The organism is Campylobacter canis (genome assembly GCF_045504005.1).
Lineage (GTDB): Bacteria > Campylobacterota > Campylobacteria > Campylobacterales > Campylobacteraceae > Campylobacter_A > Campylobacter_A canis.
Genome location: NZ_JBJJXH010000003.1, coordinates 145,534 through 165,981, shown reverse-complemented (window position 1 = coordinate 165,981; position 20,448 = coordinate 145,534). Strand labels below are relative to the sequence as shown.

The window sequence follows — 20,448 nt, the reverse complement described above, 5'->3', positions numbered from 1 at the left end:
TAAATTTATTTCCCAAGACAAAAGTTGCTAAACATCTCATCAAGTATCTCGCCTCTTTCAAACGGCTTAGTTATAGAAGAAATTGCAGCTATTGCCGAATTTATCTCATAAGAAAAAAGCTCAAGTTCGCTTTCATTGAGCAAATTTAAAGCCCTTTTTATAGCTTCGCTTGCATTTTTGCAGCACTGAATTTGACGTGTCGAATTGAGCAGTACCTCATTTACATCCTGAGCGTCAAGATATACTTCAAGCTCTTTTACTATCTTTTCGGCGCTATTTTTAGCCGAAATTTCAAGCGGATCAGTTAAATTTGATGCGTCAAATTTAAGCTTTAAGTCGCATTTATTAAGTATATAAAAAATCTTTTTTTGAGAGTCTTTAAGCAAATTTATAATCTCAAAATCCTGTTCGTCAGCCTCGTTTGAAGCATCAAAAACGGCAAGTATAATATCTGCTTCCTCAATCGCTTTTAAAGAGTGGGTTATGCCTATCTGCTCGATCTTGCCTGCGTTTTTACGAATCCCTGCGGTATCTATAATGCGAATTAAATGAGTACCTATACTAAGGCTTTCCTCTATGCGGTCGCGAGTGGTGCCAGCCTCATCGCTTATAATTGCTCGCTCATAATTTAGAAGTGAGTTTAAAATAGAGCTTTTACCCACATTTGGCTTGCCGACGATTGCAACCTTAAAGCCTTCGATAAGCCCTTTACGTGAATCGCTTATAGCTACTATTTTGCTTAATTTTTCGTGATTTAGCATTAGCATATGCTTAATTTCGCTCATTAAATTTTCAGGAAGATCATCGTCCGCATAATCAATGCTAGTTTCAACAAAAGCAAGTGTTTTAACAAGCTCTTTTCTAATCTCGTCTGCAAATTTACCAAGATCGCCCCTCATAGCCCTAGCTATTATTTTAGTGGCACTTTCACTTCTTGCATTAATTAAATTTTGTATGCTTTCAGCTTTGCTTAGATCCATCTTGCCGTTAAGAAAAGCGCGTTTGCTAAATTCTCCCGGCTGTGCAAGTCTGGCTCCTAGTTTTATGAGACGTGAAAGGATTAAATTAGCTACAGCAAATCCGCCGTGAATCTGAAATTCCACAACATCCTCGCCCGTAAAGCTAGCAGGTGCTTTAAAATACAAAAGTATACCTTCGTCTATAAATTCATCATCCGAATAAATTTTAGCTAAAGTTGCAAATCTTGGTTTTAAAGTTTGAATATTTGTGAGTTTAAGGGCTAGACTAAGCGCATTTTCGCCACTTAGTCTAACTATACATATGGAACCTACGCCATGAGCCGTAGCGATGGCTACGATTGTATCATTCATGCTTTTTGGCAAAATCGTTTATAACAATAAATTGTTTTCCGTGATCGCTCTTTACGGCTACATATTTGTTTGGAAATTTCTCGCGCAATTTCTCGAGCGCAATTTTAACTAAAATTCCGTCAAGCGGCTTAGTTTTAGCCTTGCCTGTACTTTGAACTTTCTCAATTACACTTACTAAATACTGCTCGATAGCATCTTCTTGATTTTTTAAAAATTCAGCTATCTCAAGACGAACAAGTAGATTATATTTTGAATTTATCCAGTTATATATCAGATACGAAATAGCTTTATACCTATAACCTTCTTTGCCTATAAGAAGTGCGGCATCCTCTCCGTCAAGCTTAATCAAAACAGTCTCATCGTCAAATTTATCCACTTCAATCTTACTTATATCAAAGCAACTTGCCGCAAATAGCCTATCTAATCCATCTTTTATCTCCGGCAAAACTTTTTGAATATCAGCTCTTGGCTTTTGCTCTTTTTGCTTGCTTTCAATTTTTTGCTCATCATCTTTTATATCTTTATTAAAAGTATCGATTATCGAGGTGTCAAGTATGCTTTTAGACTCCTCTTTTTTTACTTTAGGCTCTTTTATCTCGGTAATTTCATCCGATTGAATTTCCAAATTCAAAGGCTCACTCTCAACTGCCTCGTCGCTTTTAAATGCGTTATGAGATATATCAAAATTTTGATTTAAAGCACTAGCCGTATCACTCTTTTGATCTTTCTCGGTTTTATTTGCACTGCCATTTTCGCCGTTTAAGCTTAGATTTTCTCCGTTTCTTTTTTCTTTTCTTTTTTTATTTCTATCTCGTCTTTTTTTATCGCTTGAGCCGTTTTGTTTATCACTATGATTTTCGGCTTTTTGCGCACTTTTTTCATCCTTATGCTTTTCACTTCCGTTAGAGTTGTTTGAGCCGTTAGAATTTTTACTTTTATGCTCTTCGTGTGCGCTTCGCTCTTTTTTGTCTCTATGTTTTTTAGAGCCATTTTTAGGCTTATCGTTCTCTCTTTCGGCTTCAATTATAGCCGTCTTTTTAAAAAACCCTAAAAATCCCATGCTTGGATTTTGAATAACTTTTATATCAAGTTCGGTTACGGAGCAGTTTAGCTCCTCTGCTGCCTTTCTAAAAGCCTCTTGCAGTGTTTTTGCTTCGATACGCATTATGCTTTTACCTCCGCTTTTTTATGCTTTTCAAATAGTTTATTTACAAAAATTTGCTGAATAACTGAACATACGTTATTTATAAACCAATACAGCGTAAGTCCCGCAGGGAACGTTACAAAGAAAAATGTAAATATTAAAGGCAGGAATTTCATAATTTTTTCCTGCATAGGATCGGTAAAATTCGTAGGCGTAAGCTTTTGCTGTAAAAACATCGTTATACCCATTAGTATCGGCAGAACGAAGTATGGATCCATCACCGCAAGATCCTTTACCCAAAGTATCCAAGGTGCGGCTTTTAGCTCGATTGCGTTTAAAAGCACGCGATAAATGGCGAAAAATATCGGAATTTGCATAAGTATCGGCAGGCATCCGCCCATCGGGTTTGCATTATGCTTGCGATAAAGATCCATCATATGGGCATTTAGTTTTTGCGGATCGCCCTTATATTTAGCTTGCAACTCCTTAACTTTTGGCGCAAGCTCTTTTAGCTTGTTCATAGACAGCATTCCCTTGTATGTTAACGGGAATAAAACTAGCCTTATAACAAGAGTAAGTACTACTATCGCCCAACCCCAGTTGCCGATATAATCGTGTAGCAAACTTAAAAATGCAAACATAGGTTTAGCGATAAAAGTAAACCAGCCATACTCTACAACATCGGTAAGTCTATTATCGATTGATTTTAAAATTTTATGATCTTTTGGTCCTATATATCCGCCGGCTCTAAATTCACCGCTATTTTTTATAAATATTATCGCATTTTCGGCAGTATCTGTTGAAACAAGTACATTTAACGGCTTATCAAAAGAGTAAAGCAAGCTTGTATAGTAGCGATCGCTTGCAGCGGCAATATTTGCGTCGCTAAACACTTCCGTGCCGTCCACATCGCCGTCTTCAAGTATCTTTAGCTTATCATCTGCATATCTTATAAGAGCGCCGTGAACTGTATAGCTATCAACCGCTACGCTTGGTCTAAAGCCCGGTGTTACGAAATACTCACCTCCGGTTACCGCAAGGTCTAAATCATAATTTCCGGACGGATAAAAAGTAAGTTTTTTGGTTACGGTTGCGCCGTTTAAATTTTGCGTTAGAACAAGAGTTTGCTTATCGCTTGTGACATCTATCACGCTTGCGCTACTTATGTAGTCGGTCTTAAAGGCCTGCTCATTTAAATTTGTATCGGTAAATCTAATTTCAAGAGGCAAAAGCGTCTCTGAAGTAAGCTCAATCCTGCTTCCGTCTTCATTTTTATATTTTTCGTCATTTAAATAAAATTTTGAAATTCTACCAAGGCTATCGACATGAGCTTCATAGTGAGCTCCTTTAACCACGGCGATATTTTTTAGCTCATTTGCCACAGGGGCTGGAGCGCCTGCTGAATTTGAACTAGAGGACAGTGTAGCGGCTGAAGCATTTTGCGAAGCACTTTGAGTGGCTACCGTTTTGTTTTGATCTAGCGGCAAATTTTTTGGTATAAAAAAATAATCATAAGCAATAAAAAAGGCAAAAGAGAGAAGAGTCGCCAGTAAAACTCGCTTTTGCACTGAAAGTTTGTCTAACACTATATTTCCTTTAATGAGTCTAAAACTTTTACAACATAAAATTTATTCTCTTTGTATGGTATAAACCAAAAATTTATATTAAAATCCGAATTTTGGCTAAAAATAGAAAAAGAGTTAAATTTCTTACGTATCACAGGGTAATCAATACCACCTTTAAATAGCTGATTGCAACGAAGAATTCGAAGAGTAACTGCAACAAATGCGGAAAAAAAATTATTGTTTTTAAAGTGCCAAGCAGCAAATTCCGAGCATGTTGGATAGTAACGACACGTCTTAGGCGTCATTTTAGAAATATAACGTTGATAAAATTTGATTAAAGACAGCGCCATTTCTCTTATCATTTCACACATCCAAGCTTTTTTAGAGCCCAACTGATGTTTTTTTGGATCTTTTGATATGAAGTATTTTCCAGACCCGCCTTTACAACCACTACATAAACACCGCTTGCAAGCTCATCTTTCATCTGAATAAAAACCGCCCGCAAAAGCCTTTTACAGCGATTACGAACAACTGCCTTGCCCACTTTTTTGCTAGCTACAACGGCTAGCTTCATTTCGGTCGAGGGCTTATAAAAAAGCGTAGCATTTTCACAATACCACCTGCTCGCCTCTTTATAAACTGCCGAAAATTCCTTAGAGTCGCTTAAGGAACTAAATTTGACTAAGCCGCCAATCTTTTTCTACCTTTTGCGCGTCTTGCATTGATAACTTTGCGTCCGTTTTTAGTCTTCATTCTTAAGCGAAAACCATGAGTGCGCTTTTTAGGTGTTTTATGAGGTTGATAAGTCCTTTTCATACCTTTTTCCTTTTTAAAATTTAATGATAAAGTCGTGATTTTAACAACAAATTACTTAAAATCCATTGAATAAAATTTGCAAGCCTTTTAAAAATAATTCAAATTCGGTGCTATAATTTTAAAAATTTTAAAGGTTCATTAATGTCAAATTTTACTATCACAAAAGCAACCAGAGCGGATATAAAGCTAATTTGCACCTTGGTAAAAGAGCTTGCGGAGTATGAGAAACTATCTCATATCGTTAGTTTTAAAGAAGATGAGTTTGCTTCTTGCATTTTTGATAAAAATTACGCTCAAATTTTAGTATGCAAAAGCGAAAATAATATTGTCGGATACGCAATTTATTTTTACACTTTCTCGACATTTTTAGGACGAGGCGGGATATATTTAGAGGATTTATACGTAAAGCAAGACTATCGAGCAAAAGGTATAGGCAGGGCATTTTTAGCTCGTCTTGCTCAAATTTGCAAAGAGGAAAATTTAAGCAGACTTGAGTGGGCTTGTCTGAACTGGAACGAGCCTAGTATTAAATTTTATGAAAATTTAGGCGCGATAAATCTATCCAAAGAGTGGCGCACATACAGGCTAGATGGCGAAAGTTTGGCGAATTTAGCAGATGATAAAAGATAGTTTATTGAGTTTTAACTCATACTTTGATAATATCTTGCAATGATTTACGCCGATAAAAACGAAATTTTAAGACAGCTTTGCTATCTAAGAGCTTTTGGGTATAGATACATAAACCCGTCCTTTGGTTCGCAAATTTATAGCGATGTTTCAACCGATATAACCGAGCTTGAAAACCAGATAAAAAATTGCAACCTCTGCGAGCTTTGCAAGAGCAGAAATCACGCTTTAACGGGTAGTGGCGATCTTAGCTCAAAAGTTATGTTCATAACAGATACTCCAAGCGTAAGCGAAGATATGAGTGGGAGATATCTTGAAGGAAGCGCGGGAGATAAATTTTGCACGCTTGTTAAGCAAAATTTAGGGCTTAGCAAAGATGAGTTTTATGTAACCAGCATGATAAAGTGCAAAACGCCTTCAAATTTAGCTCCTAGCCTAATAAACTACGAGTTGTGTAAGCCATATCTGCTGTCGCAAATAGACATAATATCGCCAAAAGTCATCGTCGCACTTGGCGAAAACGTATTTTTAAATTTAATTAACGAAAGCGAACAAAAACAGAGCTTTGAATCAATCAGAGGCAATCTTTTGAAATTCAAAAGCTCAAATTTGCTTGCCACCTACTCGCCTGCATGGGTGCTTAAAAATCCGAGCAAAGAGCAGGCTTTGATACAAGACTTAAAAAACATTAAAGGGTTATTATGAAAAAATTATTACTGATCTTGCTTGTGCCTACGTTATTTTTTGCAAAGAGTCAAAAGCTCTCGGACATCCCGCCCGCTCATGAAATTTATATAAATTTAGAGCCTTTTAAATGCAATGACACCTGCTTGCTCGAACTTGTAAAAAACGGTCTGCTTCACAGCTTTTTAGCAAGGTATAAAAGAAGCCAGAACATCGAAGTTATCGAAGCTTTTAACTCGATAACAGGAGGAGCTGGCTTTAACGAGCCGATGTTTATCCCAAGCGCTGATGCCGAATTTAAAATAGCAATCATAGTGCCTGAAAACAGTATAAAAAGCTATGCCGGTATCGTTGCAAACTCCGTAATTGCCTATACAATAAGACAAAACGCAAATATAGACGTCAAATTTTACAACATCGGCAACGAATCTCCCGGAGCCATTGACTCAGCCATAGCAAAAGCAAAAAGCGAAAATATAAGCTATCTGATAGCTCCTTTTACCGCCGTGGGAGCTAATTATCTAAATAGCGTTTTAGACTCCTCAATGCTTGCTTACGTGCCTACTTTACATATTTCAAGCGTGGAAAATTTAAGGGCGAATTTGATCTTTGGAGGCATTGATTATAAAGACCAGATAGCAAAACTCCTTGAGTTTTCAAACGGCAAAGTTGCTGCATTTTCTGACGGAAGCGCGCTTGGAAATAGTCTAAATAGATATAGTGACGAGCTTGGCGGAGGGCTTGCTTACGAAAAAGAGTTACAAGGAAACAATATAGATATAAAAGAAATAATGGGTGATGTAAAAAATTTAAACGATACTACGATAATAATAAATGCACCGATAATCAAAGCTTCTATGTTAAGCTCTCAAATAAGATTGCATGATATAAACACGACAAATACTTTAAGCACTCAGATAAACTACTCATCAAGTATATTTAAACTAACACAGCCTGAAGACAGAGCAAATATGTATATCGCAAATTCACTCTCGGATGTCGATATGGCGCTTGATTCTAACAATGAAATTTTAAGCCAAGATATCAACTTTAACTGGGTCGGCTACTCCACAAGCGTAGGCATGGACTACATCTACACCGCCTACTTAAATCAAAACGCACAAAAGCTATTTAGCGAGCGAATAGAAAATTCTCAAGTGATTTACAATACAAAAATTTTAAAAGCAGGCGAATCAAGCTTTATTCAAGCAGACGCGACGAGATAAACTCAAGCATCTGCTTGCTCATCTTCGCCATGCCCTTTTCGTTCATAAAAGCTACCGTCACATCGGCTTCAAAGAGCAGTTCAGGCTCGCACTCGCTCTTTAAATTTCCGACTTTATAAATTTGCTGATTAATAACAATAGAGACTTTTTTAACCTGCACGGCTTTGCTTCTAACCTCAATCATATCACCAAGTGTCGCGGGCTTTTTAAATTTAGCGTGAATTTCACTTACTACGAAGTAGCCATCCTTACTAAAAGGCTCTAAATCGGAGTTAAAAAACGCCTCACTCCTTGCTCTTTCGCAAAATTTGATATAGTTAGCGTGATAGACTATGCCCGCAGCGTCCGTATCTTCGTAGTAAATTCTAAATTTCATATACATTCCTTAAAATTATTTTTCTCTTGCTTTGTGTTTAGATCGCACCTTGCGCCGCGCGTTACCATTAAAGATTGCTCATAAAAGATCAAAAGCGTCACAGAAACGCCCACTCCAAGCGCAAGAGAAACCGCAACGGTGGTTAACGCATTATCAAAAAAGAGCATTAGATAAGTGATCTTTTGAGAAATTTCACTGCTATTAGTAAAAGAAAATAGAGCCAAAATACTCTTGTAAGCGTAAATTCCCGGCACCATCGGCAAAAGCGCTGGAAAAGCTATGATCTCGGCAGGCACTTTTAGTTTGTGAGCAAAAAATATCCCCAAAATTCCAACTAAAAAAGATGCAAAAAGAGTAGCGATCGAGATAGAAAAAATTTCACTCTTTAGCATCATAAACCTACTTGCATGAGCAAGTGCGGCAAGTGCCGCGGAGTAGATCAAAGTGCGTTTCGGAGGAGAGCTTGCATAAGCAAAGCCAAGCCCCGCAATCGCCGCAAAAAACGCATCTGTAAGAGTTAAAAAAATGAGATCAAACATTTAAAAGCTCTATATTTGAAATGGCAATCGTCATATAAACGCCTATTGCGATACAGATGATAAGAAGCCCTGTATTTAGCCCTCTGCTAATGCCAACGAGCGTGTTTTCATTGAGTATGTCAAAGACCGAATTTATAAGCAAAACGCCCGGCATCAAAAACAAAATGCTCGATCCAATCGCCACGTCAGGCGTATTTGAAACTCCAAGATAAACTCCAAGATAAGCGATAAAAGACGAGATAAAAGAGACTATTATGTATTGAATTTTTAAATTTATGCCAAATTTACTAAACAGATGTCTTAGATAAAATCCGATAAAAGTAGCCACAAAAACACTTGCCATCGAGCCTATATCTCCGCCAAAGAGCTTGCAAAAAGCCGAATTTGCAAAACTCATCAAGATAAGCGATATGCCGAAATTTCGCTTAGTGTGGCTTATGATCTCATTAAAAAAGCTTCTTGCTCTTTTAAGCGAAATTTGCTCGTCATAAATTTGCCAGCTAAGAGCGCTCAGCTCGGATATAAGGTTAAAGCTGATAGGCATTGTAGCGCTTGATTTTACGTATGTTCGGCGGATCGAATTATCATTTGGATCCATCACGCTTATAGTAAAGTGCTTTACAAATATAGTAAGGCTCACGTCGTATCCGTAAGCGCGCGCTATCCTGCTTACGCAGCGGTCTATGCGAGCAGTGTAAGTGCCTATGCTTAGCATCTTTGCCGCGTAGTCAATCAAAAAATCAGTCACCTCTTGGATATCGGGCTTTTCTTGCATAAATTTGCCTTAAGCCTCTTTTGCGCGTGGAAATTTGATAAAAAAGAGCAAAAGCTGAGCAACCATCATTACTTTCATCACAAGCTCGCTTGCCTTATGCATCTGAAAAAACTCAGGTGTCGTGGTTCCAGCTTCACCCAAAGCCTGCGCGTTTAGCACGTAAGGAGTAAAATAAAAGACAAAAGATGTAGCCAGAGCAAAATTTATAAGTGCGAGCATAAAAGAGCTGAATTTTAGAGCAAACTTAACATCGCTTCTAAGCGCAAAAAGCTCGTAAACAAGTGCCAAAATCGCAACCACGATTAAAACGTAGTTAAATTTTACAAATATATTTGTCATCAAAAGTCCGCTTTGAAAATGTGTCAAAACGCCCTCTCCTATGATACTCTGCGGATAAAAAAGCGTAGGCGCGATAAAAGCTCCTATTGAAATTTCTATGCCGATTAGAGCCGCTAAAAGCAAAAGATATAAACCTTTCATATTTTTCCTTTAAATTTGATATTTGAATTTGGCGACAAATCCCCTGTCAAAACCCGCCAAATCCTTATAAAATTTAGCCTCAAATCGGTTTATCTCAAGGGCTTTTGCCATACTTTCTTTTTGATCGTAGCCCATCTCGCAAACGAGATTTTTTACATTACGATTTCTTGCTTGCAAGATGATGTTTTTTAAAATTTCATCGCCGTTTTTACCGCCAAATAGCGCCTCATGCGGCTCATTTAGCACGAATTTACTAAGCTTATAGCCGTCTGCTATATAAGGCGGATTTGAAACGACTAGATCAAATTCGCCCCAAGCCTCGTCCATATACGCGCAATGAATAAAATTTATGCGCTTTTCTACACCGAATTTAACGGCATTTTTATGCGCTAACCTTAAAGCTTTTTCATTTATATCGGTTGCCGTTATCAAGGCGTTTGAATTAAGTGCCAAGCATACACTTACAATCCCGCTTCCAACGCCTATCTCGCAAACTTTTGGAGCGTTAAATTCGCGTAAAATTTCAAGCGATTTTTCAACCAAAATTTCAGTCTCGGGACGAGGGATTAAAACTCCATTTTCAACTAAAAATTCAAGCACGTAAAAGCCCGCTTTACCGGTTATATACTCAAGCGGCTCGCAAGAGGCAAACCTATCAATAAGGGCGAAATACTCATCCTTACCTTCAAGCTCTTTGCTTAAATTTAAAAACACCCACTCTATGCTCACGCCAAGATGATACATAAGCAAAATTTTAGCAACTCTTGCGGGATTGTCGCATAAAGATGAAATTTGAGCGCTCGCCTCTTTTAGCGCCTCATCTATTCTCATTTTTTAACTCATTTATACGCTCATAAAGACTAGGATGCGAGTGATAGATAAAAGCATAAGCAGGATGCGCCTTAGGGAAAGCTCTATTTTCGCTAGCCAGCTTCTTAAGCGCACTTATCATGTCATCTTTACTCTTTACGCTTGCACCGAATTTATCCGCGCCAAACTCGTTCTTTCTGCTTACTGCCGAGATAGCCGGGCTAAAAACGAAGCTAAAAATCGGCGAGAAAAGAAGCATAAATACGATTATCGCTCCGCCCTCTTTCTCAAGCCCAAGCGCGTTATATGCAGACGCAGGAATGTTTCCAAACAGAGCAAACATCGCAAGTAGCATCACGGCGCTAAGAGCTATCATCTTAAATAGATCCTTATGCTTAAAGTGTCCTAATTCATGACCCAAAACGGCGATTATCTCATCTAGGCTAAGCTTTTTTATAAGCGTGTCAAAAAGCACCACGCGCTTTGTCGCTCCAAGTCCGCCAAAGTAAGCATTTAGCCTGTTATCTCGCTTGCTTGCGTCCATACTAAATACACCGCTACTCTTAAATCCGCAGCTATCAAGCAATCCTTCTATAGAGCTTTTAAGCTCGCCTTCTTCAAGAGGTTGCATCTTGTTAAAAAGAGGTGCGATTATAGTCGGATAGATCAAATTTATCATTAAAACTATCACAAAGCTAAGAGAAAAAGCCCACAACCACCAAAGCTCGCCCAAAAAATCGATACAAAGCAAGATAAGCCAGACAAAAAGCGAGCCGAAAACAAGAGTTAAGGCAAGAGCTTTTATAGTGTCCATTATAAAAATTTTTGGAGTCGTGTTTGAAAATCCGTGCTTTTTATCCTTGACAAAGGTTTCATATATTCCAAACGGCAACTCAAGAATGGAGGATATAATTATGAAGCTCATCACAAAGATGATATTTTCGCTTACAGAGCCGCCTTTAAGCGTGATATCTGCTAAAAATTTAAGCCCCCAAAACGCCCAAATCATAAATATACCCAAATGATAAACAAGGCTTGCTATCTGAAATTTTTGGTTTGCGATAGCTATTTTAGCCGCACTTTTATACTCTTCCTCGCTAAGCACGACGGCTTTAGCCCTACTCTCTTTAGCTATAAAATTTATCTGCAAAAACGCCAGATAAATTTTAACTAAAGTGTATATAAAAAATATAGTTATTAAAAGATTAAACATCTATTTCCTTATTATAAATTATAAATTTTGCAAAATACTATCAAAATTTAGTAAATCATTTCAAAAAATTGTCGTAAAAACTGCTTGCAAAAACGATCAAAATCACAAACGGAATTATATATTTTACATACAAAAACCATAAGTTGATTATCTTTTTGTGATTTTCGCTTCCTTGTAAAATTTCAGCCTTCGCCTCATCCTTTAAAACCCAGCCGACAAATATCGCACAAAGTAAAGACGTAAGCACGAAAAATATCGTCGCACTTATGGCATCATAAGCATCAAAAATATTTTTACCGAAAATTTTTACTTCGCTTAGCAAATTCGTAGCCATCAAAGAAGGTAAATTTCCAAGCACAAAAATAGCCGCTAGCACTATCAAAATCGCTTTTTTGCGATCTATTTTCATCTTTTCTTGAAGTGTGGTTATAAGCACTTCATAAATAGGAAGCGAAGTAGTAAGAGCCGCTATCATAAGCAATGTAAAAAACGTAACCGCAAAAACGCCTCCAAACGGCATGTGCGAAAATACTATCGGGAGGCTTTTAAACACAAGGCTTGGCCCGCTATCAGGCGTTACTCCGAAGCTAAAAAGCGAAGGAAATATCATAAATCCTGCAAGCACGGCTATAACGGTGTTTAAAATTCCAGTTATCACCGAAATTTTAACCAGCGCTTCGTCCTTTTTAACAAAACTAGAAAGCGTTATCATCACACCAAATCCAAGCGAAAGCGCAAAAAACACCTGCCCAAGAACATCTATAAAAAGCTTCATGCTGATCTTTGAAAAATCAGGCGTGAGATAAAATTTAATCCCTTCCATAGCTCCTTCAAGAGTTATGTTTTTAACCACCATTGTAATCATAAGCAAAAAGAGTATCGGCATGAGATACTTAGCGGCCTTTTCGATCCCTTCAACCGCGCCTTGAGTTAAGATGATGTAATTTACCATAACAAAAACCAAGGTAGCAAAGCCGACTGCAAAAGGATTATTTACGATATTTTGCTCATAAAACGCACTTGTCGTGGCAAAATCAACAACTTTTGCAAGATCAAGCGACCCAAATAAAATTTGCGCTATATAATTTAGCACCCAGCCGCCTATAACCATATAATAAGCCATTATCCCAAAGGCTCCCGCCAAGCTCATATAACCTGCCGCTCGCCAAATTTTGGCTATCTTTTTACCGTTTGCAACACCGCTAAAAGAGTCTATGACATTTACTTTAAGGCGTCTTCCGATAGCGTTTTCAACCAAGATCATCGGAATTCCTATGACGATCATAGCTATACAAAAGGTAAGCACATACGCCCCGCCTCCGTTTTGACCGACCAGATAAGGAAACCGCCAAGTCGCGCCAAAACCGACCGTAGCGCCCGCAATAGCAAGTATATAAGTAAGTCTTGAGCTCCAAGATCCTCTTTTCATAAATCATCCTTCAAAAAAAGGGTGATTATATAAAAATTTACTTAAATTTAAGCCTACACGCCCCTAATCGTATGCAAAAACTGCATGTGTTTGCGGTACTGCTCAACGATGTCGTTTATGATAGTAGCCTCGCTCCAGCCGAGTATATCATAGTCTTGTCCGCCCTCTTTTAAAAACACTTCGGCTCTGTAATACAAATCATCTCCTTCAAGAGCTCTGGTGTAATCAGGGCTTTCCATTCTAACCAGCTTTACTCCGTAGCTAAAGTCCATCTCATCGCCAAGCCCTACGATCAAATTTATAAAATTTCGCTTTTCGTCTTTTAAAATCTTAGCCTTCAGTCCGTTTTGCTCAAATTCGGCCCTAACTTCTTCAAAGACCTTTTCGATAACCTCGCTTATAAATTTGTCCGCGTTTTTCTTATTTGGTAGCGATATGATCGTTTTTAACCTCTCTTGCCAAGTTTTAGACATCTCAGAAACGGGCATGTTGGCTAAATTTCTGCTTTGTTTTTTTATAATATCTACCCTAAGAGCCTGAAAAAGCCCGTAAATAGCTACCAAAAGCGCAATAGTAAAAGGAAGTGCGGAAGCTATCGTCATAGCTTGAAGCGAGGCTAGTCCTCCGCCAAGCATAAGAAAGCAAGATACAACGCCAATCGCCGCTCCCCAGAAAATTTTCTGCCAAAGAGGAGTTTTGTCCTTGCCGTTTGAACAAAGCATATTCATAATCATCGCCGCAGAGTCAGCCGAAGTGATGAAAAATATAGCTATCATAAGCACAGCTATAGTGCCGAGCAGACTTGAAAATTTAAAGCTATCTAAAAACATAAAAAGAGCCGATGCGGTGTTTGAATTTGCAGCTTCGGCAAGTTCAGTAAATCCGCTTTGAACAAGAGTTATCGCGCTGTTTCCAAAGAAAGTCATCCACATAAAGGTAAATCCCGTAGGCACCAAAAGTGCTCCTACGACAAACTCTCTTATCGTTCTGCCCTTTGAAATCCTAGCGATAAAAAGCCCTACAAAAGGCGACCAAGAGAGCCACCATGCCCAGTAAAGAAGCGTCCAACCGCCAAGCCAAGAGCTGTTTGCTTTTTGATACGCGTAGAGGTTAAAGGTATTTGAGATAAGCGTGGATACGTAGTTGCCGCTGTTTTGAACGAGCCTTTGAAGAAGATCGGTGGTATTTCCCAAAAACAATATAAAAAGCATAAATATAATAGCCATGATGATGTTTGAATTTGAAAGAATTTTTATGCCCTTATCCACTCCGCTTGCCGCTGAAACGGTAGCCAGCAGACATAACACTACAAGCAAAGTTATATGCATGCTAGGAGCTCCGAATACGTGAGTAAGCCCGGCATTTACCTGCACGACTCCATATCCAAGAGAGGTAGCCACTCCAAAAAGTGTCGCAACTACTGCAAAAACGTCTATTACATCTCCAATCTTGCCGTAAATTCTCTCGCCTATAAGCGGATAAAACGCCGATCTAAGAGTAAGAGGAAGGTTGTGTCTATACGCAAAAAATGCAAGTATAAGCGCGACAATAGCGTAGGTAGCCCAAGCACCAACACCCCAGTGAAAGAAAGTGATATTCATGGCAAGCTTGGCAGCCTCCATGCTTTTAGGCTCTCCGACGGGTGGGTTAAGATAGTGCATAAGCGGTTCGCTCACGCCAAAAAACACAAGCCCTATACCCATACCCGCGGCAAACAGCATGCCAAACCAAGATAAATTCGCATATTCGGGCTTTGAGTGATCGGCTCCTAGCTTTATATCTCCAAATTTGCTAAATCCCAGCATAATAACACAAAGCACGATAATGGCGATAGCAAGCACATAAAACCAACCAAATTTGATAGTGATGAAATCCTGCATGGATTTAAAAAATTCGCTTGATTTCTCAGGAAAAACAACAGAAAAAATAGCAATCATAAATATGATAAATACGGATGGATAAAATACGGATGTGTTAAATTTCGAGTTTTTTATAAAGGTCATAAATCTCCTTGTTTATTTTAAGCTTGCTTTTAACTTACTTGAATTTTGTAAATAAGTCAAATAAATTATAAATGTAAATCGTATTAAATCCTTAAATTTAGGGAAAGTAACAGCCAAATTTCATTCCGCCAAATTTTGATAAAGAGTTTTATAAAGTCTTTTTAGAAGCGATACAAATTTGAATTTGTATAAATTTCCAAATTTTGCTTTTAGGCTCTGTTTTTATGATATAAATTAAATTTAGCGGCTTTAAATTTCAATCCTTAGATTTGTAAAATTTGAAATTTTTGAAATTCTAATCAATATTTTTTATTATTTAAGAAATATTTTATTTTAAATAAGTATAATTCCGAAATAATAAATTTTATTAAAAGGAAAAAATTATGAGACAACTAACAACCACTTCAGGCAATCCAATCGCCGACAACCAAAACTCGCTAACGGCAGGTGCTCGTGGCGGCGTTATGATGCAAGATTATCAACTAATCGAAAAACTTGCTCACCAAAACAGAGAGAGAATCCCTGAAAGAACTGTTCACGCTAAAGGTAGCGGTGCATACGGCGTACTTGAGATAACTAACGACATATCTAAATATACAAAGGCTAAAGTTCTTCAAAAAGGCGAGAAAACAAAGCTATTTTTACGCTTTTCAACAGTTGCAGGCGAAGCGGGAGCTGCAGATGCGGAGCGCGACGTAAGAGGATTTGCGATCAAATTTTACACAAAAGAAGGTAACTGGGACTTAGTAGGAAACAACACTCCTATATTTTTCTTAAGAGATGCTTACAAATTTCCTGATTTCATCCATACTCAAAAGAGAGATCCTCGCACACACCTACGCTCAAACGAAGCGGCATGGGATTTTTGGAGCTTAAGCCCCGAAACACTTCACCAAGTAACAATCCTAATGAGCGATAGAGGAATTCCTGCGAGCTACAGAACTATGCATGGATTTGGAAGCCATACTTATAGCCTAATCAACAAAGACGGCGAGAGATTTTGGGTAAAATTCCACTTCAAATCACGCCAAGGAATTAAAAATTTAACTAACAAAGAAGCGGCTGATATCGTTGCAAACGACAGAGAGAGCCACCAAAGAGATCTATACGAAAATATAGAAAAAGGCAATTTCCCAAGCTGGGATTTCAAGATCCAAATAATGACTGACGAGCAAGCTAAAAAGCTACCTTTCAGCCCGTTTGACTTAACAAAAACATGGTCTCATAAAGATTTTCCACTTATTGAAGTAGGCGTTATGACTCTGAATGAAAACCCTAAAAACTACTTCAACGAAGTTGAGCAAGCGGCATTTAGCCCGTCAAACATAGTTCCTGGCATCAGCTTTAGCCCTGATAAGATGCTTCAAGCTAGAATTTTCAGCTATCCTGACGCTCAAAGATACAGAATCGGAACTCACTACGCACAGCTTAAAGTTAATCAACCTATAAACGAGATAGGTACTTATACAGTTGGCGGCGCTATGAATAACGGCATGTACGAGATCGAAGACAAGGCTTACTACGAACCAAACAGCTTTGGCGGTGCTAAAGAAAACGCTGATTTCCTAGAGCCTGATATGCAGCTTGAAGGCGTGATGAAAAGATATAACCACAGAGATGAGGATAGCGATTACTACAGCCAACCAAGAGATCTGTTTAACCTAATGAACGACTCTCAAAAATCTCAGCTATTTAACAATATAGCAGAGAGTATGTGCGGAGTAAGCGACTTCATAGTTGAGCGCGCACTTGGACATTTTGAGAAAATTTCACCGGCTTATGCAGCAGGCGTTAAAGCCGCACTTAAGAAATAAGTTATGAGTGATAGAAATTTAGAGATTAGCAAAGAAGAAGAGGCAAGGTATAACGAACTTTGCCTCATGGCGCTTGATTTTGCTAGAAAAGACGAAGCAAGCGAGCTTGAAAAGATGATAAAAGCGGGACTTAGTGTGAATTTAAAATCCGCTAAAGGCGATACACTCTTAATGCTTGCAAGCTATAATAACTCCATAAATACCGTAAAAATGCTAATAGCAAACGGCGCACTAGTAGATGAAAGAAACGACAGAGGGCAAACTCCCCTTGCGGGAGCTGCATTTAAGGGATACTTAGATGTGGTAAAGGCTCTAGTTGAAGCGGGTGCGGACATAAACGCAAACAACGGTATGGGAGCTACGCCTCACACTTTTGCCGTGATGTTTGGTAGAAGCGAAGTGGCAAAATATCTGCTAAGCGTAAATAAAAAACCAAGCCTAATAGCAAAAATAGGCTCAAATTTGCTCTCTATTTTTGGTAAAAAAGCTTCATAACATCCTCCTCTCAAGAGAGCTTCGGCTCTCTTGATTCTTTGCTCAATACGGCTATTTATACAAATTTACACCCTAAAATTCACATTATCTAAACTAAAATTTAATAAATTAGTCTCATTTTGAAACATTAAAACATATAAAAAATATAAATATTATTAAATTTATAATCCAAACAGCAACCTTTAAGCCTTTTTAAATATAATTTTTAAATATGCCAAAATTAAGGATACAAGATGAATTCTTTGGTTTTACTCTTTGTTGGCTTAAGTGCTTTTGCGATAGGATTTTTTATCTATTCAAAATTTATCGCTCAAAAGATCTTAAAGCTTGATCCGAATTTCAAAACCCCTTCGCAAGAATTTGAAGACGGTGTTGATTATGTCCCGACAAATAAATTCGTCCTTTGGGGTCATCACTTTACATCAGTTGCAGGCGCTGCTCCTATAGTAGGTCCTGCGATCGCGGTTATTTGGGGTTGGTTGCCTGCGTTTTTGTGGGTTATCTTGGGCACGATATTTTTTGCGGGCGTGCATGACATGAGCACAATTTGGGCTAGCGTGCGAAACAAAGGCTACTCTATAGGTACCATATCAGGGCAAATTCTAAGCAAACGCGCAAGAAGCCTTATGATGGTGGTTATATTCTTGCTTTTGCTTATGGTAAATGCCGTATTTGCCGTGGTTATAGCAGGAATGATGATAAAAACTCCTTCATCCGTCGTTCCTGTTTGGGGCGCGCTTGTAGTTGCGTTTTTTATCGGACAGGCTATTTATAGATTTAAATTTAACCTTCCTATCGTATCACTCATCGGCGTAATTGCGCTTTATGCTCTGATATTTATCGGACCTAGCGTTCCGCTAGCTCTACCCGATAAGGTTCTTGGGCTTGATGCCAATGCCGCTTGGATAGTTATTTTATTTATCTATGCAGCCATAGCTTCGACTTTGCCTGTTTGGATGCTTCTTCAACCAAGAGACTACATCAACGGGCTTCAGCTATTCATCGGTCTTGGAGCGCTTTATTTCTCATTTTTAGTAGTTTCTCCGGATATCGTAGCTCCTGCGTTTAACTCAAACGTCCCTGCCGGAACTCCGTCACTATTTCCGCTACTTTTTGTAACCATAGCTTGCGGTGCGATATCAGGCTTTCACGGACTGGTTTCAACCGGAACTACGGCAAAACAGGTTAAAAACGAAACGGATGCTAGATTTGTCGGATACTTCGGAGCTATCGGAGAGGGTCTGCTAGCGCTTGCAGCCATACTTGCGGCGACTGCGGGCTTTGCAAGCTTGGCGGAATGGGAAGGCGTATATAGCTCGTTTGGCAAGGGCGGCATAGGAGCATTTATCGACGGTGGCGGAAGAATTTTGAGCCAAGGTATCGGACTAAGCCCTGAAATTTCAGCAACGATGCTAACGGTTATGGCGGCTTTATTTGCAGGAACTACTATGGATACGGGCGTAAGACTTCAAAGATACATCTTTCAAGAGTGGGGTGAAGTCTATAACTTAAATTTCTTAAAAAACGGCAAGGTTGCTACTCTTTTTGCAGTAGGCTCGTGCTTGCTTTTAGCATTTGGCGCAGGCGGTATCGACGGCAAGGGAGGCATGATCATATGGCCGTTATTTGGCACCACAAACCAGCTTATGGCGGGTCTTTCTCTGCTTATAATTACCGTTATGATACTAAGACAAAAAGGTGCTATCAGATACACTCTTATACCGCTTGTTTTCTTACTTTCGGTTACTTTTGTAGGTTTACTGCTTCAGCTTGTGGACTTTTACAACAAGAGCAACTGGCTACTTATAACGCTTGATTGTATCATTTTAGGCGCTACGATCTTAGTCTGCCTAGAAAGCTTTTCTGTACTTAAAAAAGAATTTAAAAGCAAATGAAAGAGCAGATAAAGGCGTTTTTAGAGGGGCTTAGCGAATACTACAACGCCCCTTATAGAAGCGCTCTAACAAAGAGCTATCAAGAAGAAAACGATTTTTTTATGCTGATGGTTTTTGCAGAAAGCCTCGGCATAGAAAATCCGGTTTCGTTTTATACCATAGAAACTTTGCCGTTTTTGCTTGAGGAATTTCACGCATGGCATAAACGTATGGGTATGCAAAGCTCCCCGATTGAGCACTTTGGGTGTTGCTGATGACACCTATTTTATTTATAGGAGGAAAAGGCGGAGTCGGTAAAACAACCATCTCTGCCTCGATAGCTTCCAAGCTAGCTACAAGCGGCAAAAAAACACTCATCATATCAACCGATCCGGCTCACAGTCTAGCCGATGCGCTTGATGTAAAGCTAAGCAACAAGATAAAAAACGTAAGTGCAAATTTAGACGCTCTTGAGCTTGATCCGACCCTTATCACAAACGAACACTTCAAAAACATCGAAGAGACGCTAAAGACTTACTCAAAGCCGGAGATGTTTGCTAAGATAAAGCAGCATTTAGAGCTTTCTAAAGACACTCCGGGAGCTCAGGAAGCCGCACTTCTTGAAAAAGTATGTAAGCTTATTACTGACAGAAAAGATTACGATCATATCGTATTTGATACTGCTCCTACGGGACATACGATCAGGCTTTTATCCATGCCTAGCATTATGTCGGCGTGGAGCGAAGGGCTTATGAGACACCAAAAGGATCGCGAAAAAGTAGCCGACGCCGCTAAAGTCTTTTGGCAAAAGAAAGAAACCTACGAACACAATCCGTTTGCACCAAGCAAAGAGCTAAGATGGCAGCAAGCATTAAAGCGTCTTGATGAGCGTAAAAAACTCTTTAATGAAGCAAATCAAACGCTAAAAGATCCTAGCCTAACTTCGATTTATCTAGTTATGATACCTCAAGCTCTGCCTCTTTTTGAAACACTGCGCGCAAACGAAACTTTAGAGAAATTCGGCATAAAAGTCGGAGGAATTTTTATAAATCAAATCATACCTCAAGCCCAAACCGATAGCTTTTGGCAAGCTCAGATCAAAAAGCAAGATGAAATTTTGGCTAAATTTCATAGCGCCCTACCAAACACAAAGAAATTTTATGTCATGCTGAGCAAAGAGGATTTAAGAAGCGTGGATAAACTTGCGAATTTAAAATTTGAAGATAGGCTTTAAACAAATTTGAAGC

General features: G+C 38.7%; 22 protein-coding genes. 8 read left to right on the top strand and 14 right to left on the bottom strand.

What is annotated here, in order from left to right:
* Window positions 1–5 precede the first annotated feature (5 nt).
* The 6 genes from mnmE to rpmH are packed head-to-tail and all read right to left on the bottom strand — an operon-like array spanning window position 6 to window position 4,856.
* On the bottom strand, window positions 6–1,331 hold the full coding sequence (gene mnmE / locus ACHJH3_RS04300; RefSeq protein WP_407063727.1) for a tRNA uridine-5-carboxymethylaminomethyl(34) synthesis GTPase MnmE: 1,326 nt from the start codon (window positions 1,329–1,331) through the stop codon (window positions 6–8).
* Window positions 1,324–2,496 (bottom strand): Jag N-terminal domain-containing protein, encoded by a 1,173-nt coding sequence (locus ACHJH3_RS04295; protein WP_407063726.1) that lies wholly within the window; start codon window positions 2,494–2,496, stop codon window positions 1,324–1,326. Before ACHJH3_RS04295 ends, mnmE begins: the two co-directional genes overlap by 8 nt.
* On the bottom strand, window positions 2,496–4,061 hold the full coding sequence (gene yidC, locus ACHJH3_RS04290) for a membrane protein insertase YidC (RefSeq protein ID WP_407063725.1): 1,566 nt from the start codon (window positions 4,059–4,061) through the stop codon (window positions 2,496–2,498). The genes ACHJH3_RS04295 and yidC overlap by 1 nt, the downstream gene beginning before the upstream one ends.
* The gene (yidD, locus tag ACHJH3_RS04285; protein WP_407063724.1) at window positions 4,061–4,402 is read right to left on the bottom strand and encodes a membrane protein insertion efficiency factor YidD; all 342 of its coding nucleotides are present in this window, start codon (window positions 4,400–4,402) and stop codon (window positions 4,061–4,063) included. The genes yidC and yidD overlap by 1 nt, the downstream gene beginning before the upstream one ends.
* The gene (rnpA, locus tag ACHJH3_RS04280) at window positions 4,399–4,734 is read right to left on the bottom strand and encodes a ribonuclease P protein component (protein WP_407063812.1); all 336 of its coding nucleotides are present in this window, start codon (window positions 4,732–4,734) and stop codon (window positions 4,399–4,401) included. The genes yidD and rnpA overlap by 4 nt, the downstream gene beginning before the upstream one ends.
* Window positions 4,722–4,856 (bottom strand): 50S ribosomal protein L34, encoded by a 135-nt coding sequence (rpmH, locus tag ACHJH3_RS04275; RefSeq protein WP_002940373.1) that lies wholly within the window; start codon window positions 4,854–4,856, stop codon window positions 4,722–4,724. Before rpmH ends, rnpA begins: the two co-directional genes overlap by 13 nt.
* A gap of 141 nt (window positions 4,857–4,997) precedes the next feature.
* On the opposite strand from rpmH, the gene ACHJH3_RS04270 reads away from it, so the two are divergent.
* Genes ACHJH3_RS04270 through ACHJH3_RS04260 form a run of 3 tightly spaced genes read left to right on the top strand, consistent with a single transcriptional unit; the run spans window position 4,998 to window position 7,393 of the window.
* A complete protein-coding gene (locus ACHJH3_RS04270) occupies window positions 4,998–5,486 on the top strand; it encodes a GNAT family N-acetyltransferase (RefSeq protein ID WP_407063723.1) in 489 nt (162 codons plus the stop codon).
* 39 nt (window positions 5,487–5,525) lie between these two features.
* Window positions 5,526–6,188 (top strand): uracil-DNA glycosylase, encoded by a 663-nt coding sequence (locus ACHJH3_RS04265; RefSeq protein ID WP_407063722.1) that lies wholly within the window; start codon window positions 5,526–5,528, stop codon window positions 6,186–6,188.
* On the top strand, window positions 6,185–7,393 hold the full coding sequence (locus ACHJH3_RS04260; RefSeq protein ID WP_407063721.1) for a hypothetical protein: 1,209 nt from the start codon (window positions 6,185–6,187) through the stop codon (window positions 7,391–7,393). Before ACHJH3_RS04265 ends, ACHJH3_RS04260 begins: the two co-directional genes overlap by 4 nt.
* Here ACHJH3_RS04260 and ACHJH3_RS04255 read toward each other — a convergent pair.
* The 8 genes from ACHJH3_RS04255 to ACHJH3_RS04220 are packed head-to-tail and all read right to left on the bottom strand — an operon-like array spanning window position 7,368 to window position 15,018.
* Window positions 7,368–7,769, bottom strand: coding sequence for a YbgC/FadM family acyl-CoA thioesterase (locus ACHJH3_RS04255; protein ID WP_407063720.1), 402 nt, complete (start codon window positions 7,767–7,769; stop codon window positions 7,368–7,370). The two genes, ACHJH3_RS04260 and ACHJH3_RS04255, sit on opposite strands and share 26 nt — an antisense overlap.
* A complete protein-coding gene (locus ACHJH3_RS04250; RefSeq protein ID WP_407063719.1) occupies window positions 7,766–8,308 on the bottom strand; it encodes a threonine/serine exporter family protein in 543 nt (180 codons plus the stop codon). Before ACHJH3_RS04250 ends, ACHJH3_RS04255 begins: the two co-directional genes overlap by 4 nt.
* On the bottom strand, window positions 8,301–9,083 hold the full coding sequence (locus ACHJH3_RS04245; RefSeq protein WP_407063718.1) for a threonine/serine exporter family protein: 783 nt from the start codon (window positions 9,081–9,083) through the stop codon (window positions 8,301–8,303). Before ACHJH3_RS04245 ends, ACHJH3_RS04250 begins: the two co-directional genes overlap by 8 nt.
* Before the next feature lie 9 nt (window positions 9,084–9,092).
* Entirely contained in the window at window positions 9,093–9,563 is a 471-nt protein-coding gene (locus ACHJH3_RS04240) for a DUF4149 domain-containing protein (protein WP_407063717.1), read from the bottom strand.
* Window positions 9,564–9,572: 9 nt separating this feature from the next.
* On the bottom strand, window positions 9,573–10,394 hold the full coding sequence (prmC, locus tag ACHJH3_RS04235) for a peptide chain release factor N(5)-glutamine methyltransferase (protein ID WP_407063716.1): 822 nt from the start codon (window positions 10,392–10,394) through the stop codon (window positions 9,573–9,575).
* On the bottom strand, window positions 10,381–11,586 hold the full coding sequence (locus ACHJH3_RS04230; RefSeq protein ID WP_407063715.1) for a M48 family metallopeptidase: 1,206 nt from the start codon (window positions 11,584–11,586) through the stop codon (window positions 10,381–10,383). Before ACHJH3_RS04230 ends, prmC begins: the two co-directional genes overlap by 14 nt.
* A 55-nt stretch (window positions 11,587–11,641) precedes the next feature.
* Complete coding sequence (locus ACHJH3_RS04225) at window positions 11,642–13,015, bottom strand: sodium-dependent transporter (RefSeq protein ID WP_407063714.1); 1,374 nt, start codon at window positions 13,013–13,015, stop codon at window positions 11,642–11,644.
* A gap of 53 nt (window positions 13,016–13,068) precedes the next feature.
* On the bottom strand, window positions 13,069–15,018 hold the full coding sequence (locus ACHJH3_RS04220) for a BCCT family transporter (RefSeq protein WP_407063713.1): 1,950 nt from the start codon (window positions 15,016–15,018) through the stop codon (window positions 13,069–13,071).
* Window positions 15,019–15,401: 383 nt separating this feature from the next.
* Here ACHJH3_RS04220 and ACHJH3_RS04215 point away from each other — a divergent pair, with 383 nt between their 5' ends.
* The 5 genes from ACHJH3_RS04215 to ACHJH3_RS04195 all read left to right on the top strand — a co-directional run bounded on the left by ACHJH3_RS04215 (window position 15,402) and on the right by ACHJH3_RS04195 (window position 20,435).
* The gene (locus ACHJH3_RS04215) at window positions 15,402–16,832 is read left to right on the top strand and encodes a catalase (protein ID WP_407063712.1); all 1,431 of its coding nucleotides are present in this window, start codon (window positions 15,402–15,404) and stop codon (window positions 16,830–16,832) included.
* Window positions 16,833–16,835: 3 nt separating this feature from the next.
* A complete protein-coding gene (locus ACHJH3_RS04210; protein ID WP_169973802.1) occupies window positions 16,836–17,327 on the top strand; it encodes an ankyrin repeat domain-containing protein in 492 nt (163 codons plus the stop codon).
* Between the two features lie 233 nt (window positions 17,328–17,560).
* Window positions 17,561–19,222, top strand: a complete 1,662-nt coding sequence (locus ACHJH3_RS04205; RefSeq protein WP_407063711.1) for a carbon starvation CstA family protein — start codon at window positions 17,561–17,563, stop codon at window positions 19,220–19,222.
* Window positions 19,219–19,476: a cory-CC-star protein gene (locus ACHJH3_RS04200; RefSeq protein ID WP_172199079.1), complete on the top strand. Its 258-nt coding sequence runs from the start codon at window positions 19,219–19,221 to the stop codon at window positions 19,474–19,476. The genes ACHJH3_RS04205 and ACHJH3_RS04200 overlap by 4 nt, the downstream gene beginning before the upstream one ends.
* Window positions 19,476–20,435 (top strand): ArsA family ATPase, encoded by a 960-nt coding sequence (locus ACHJH3_RS04195; protein ID WP_407063710.1) that lies wholly within the window; start codon window positions 19,476–19,478, stop codon window positions 20,433–20,435. Before ACHJH3_RS04200 ends, ACHJH3_RS04195 begins: the two co-directional genes overlap by 1 nt.
* The last annotated feature ends 13 nt before the right edge of the window (window positions 20,436–20,448 follow it).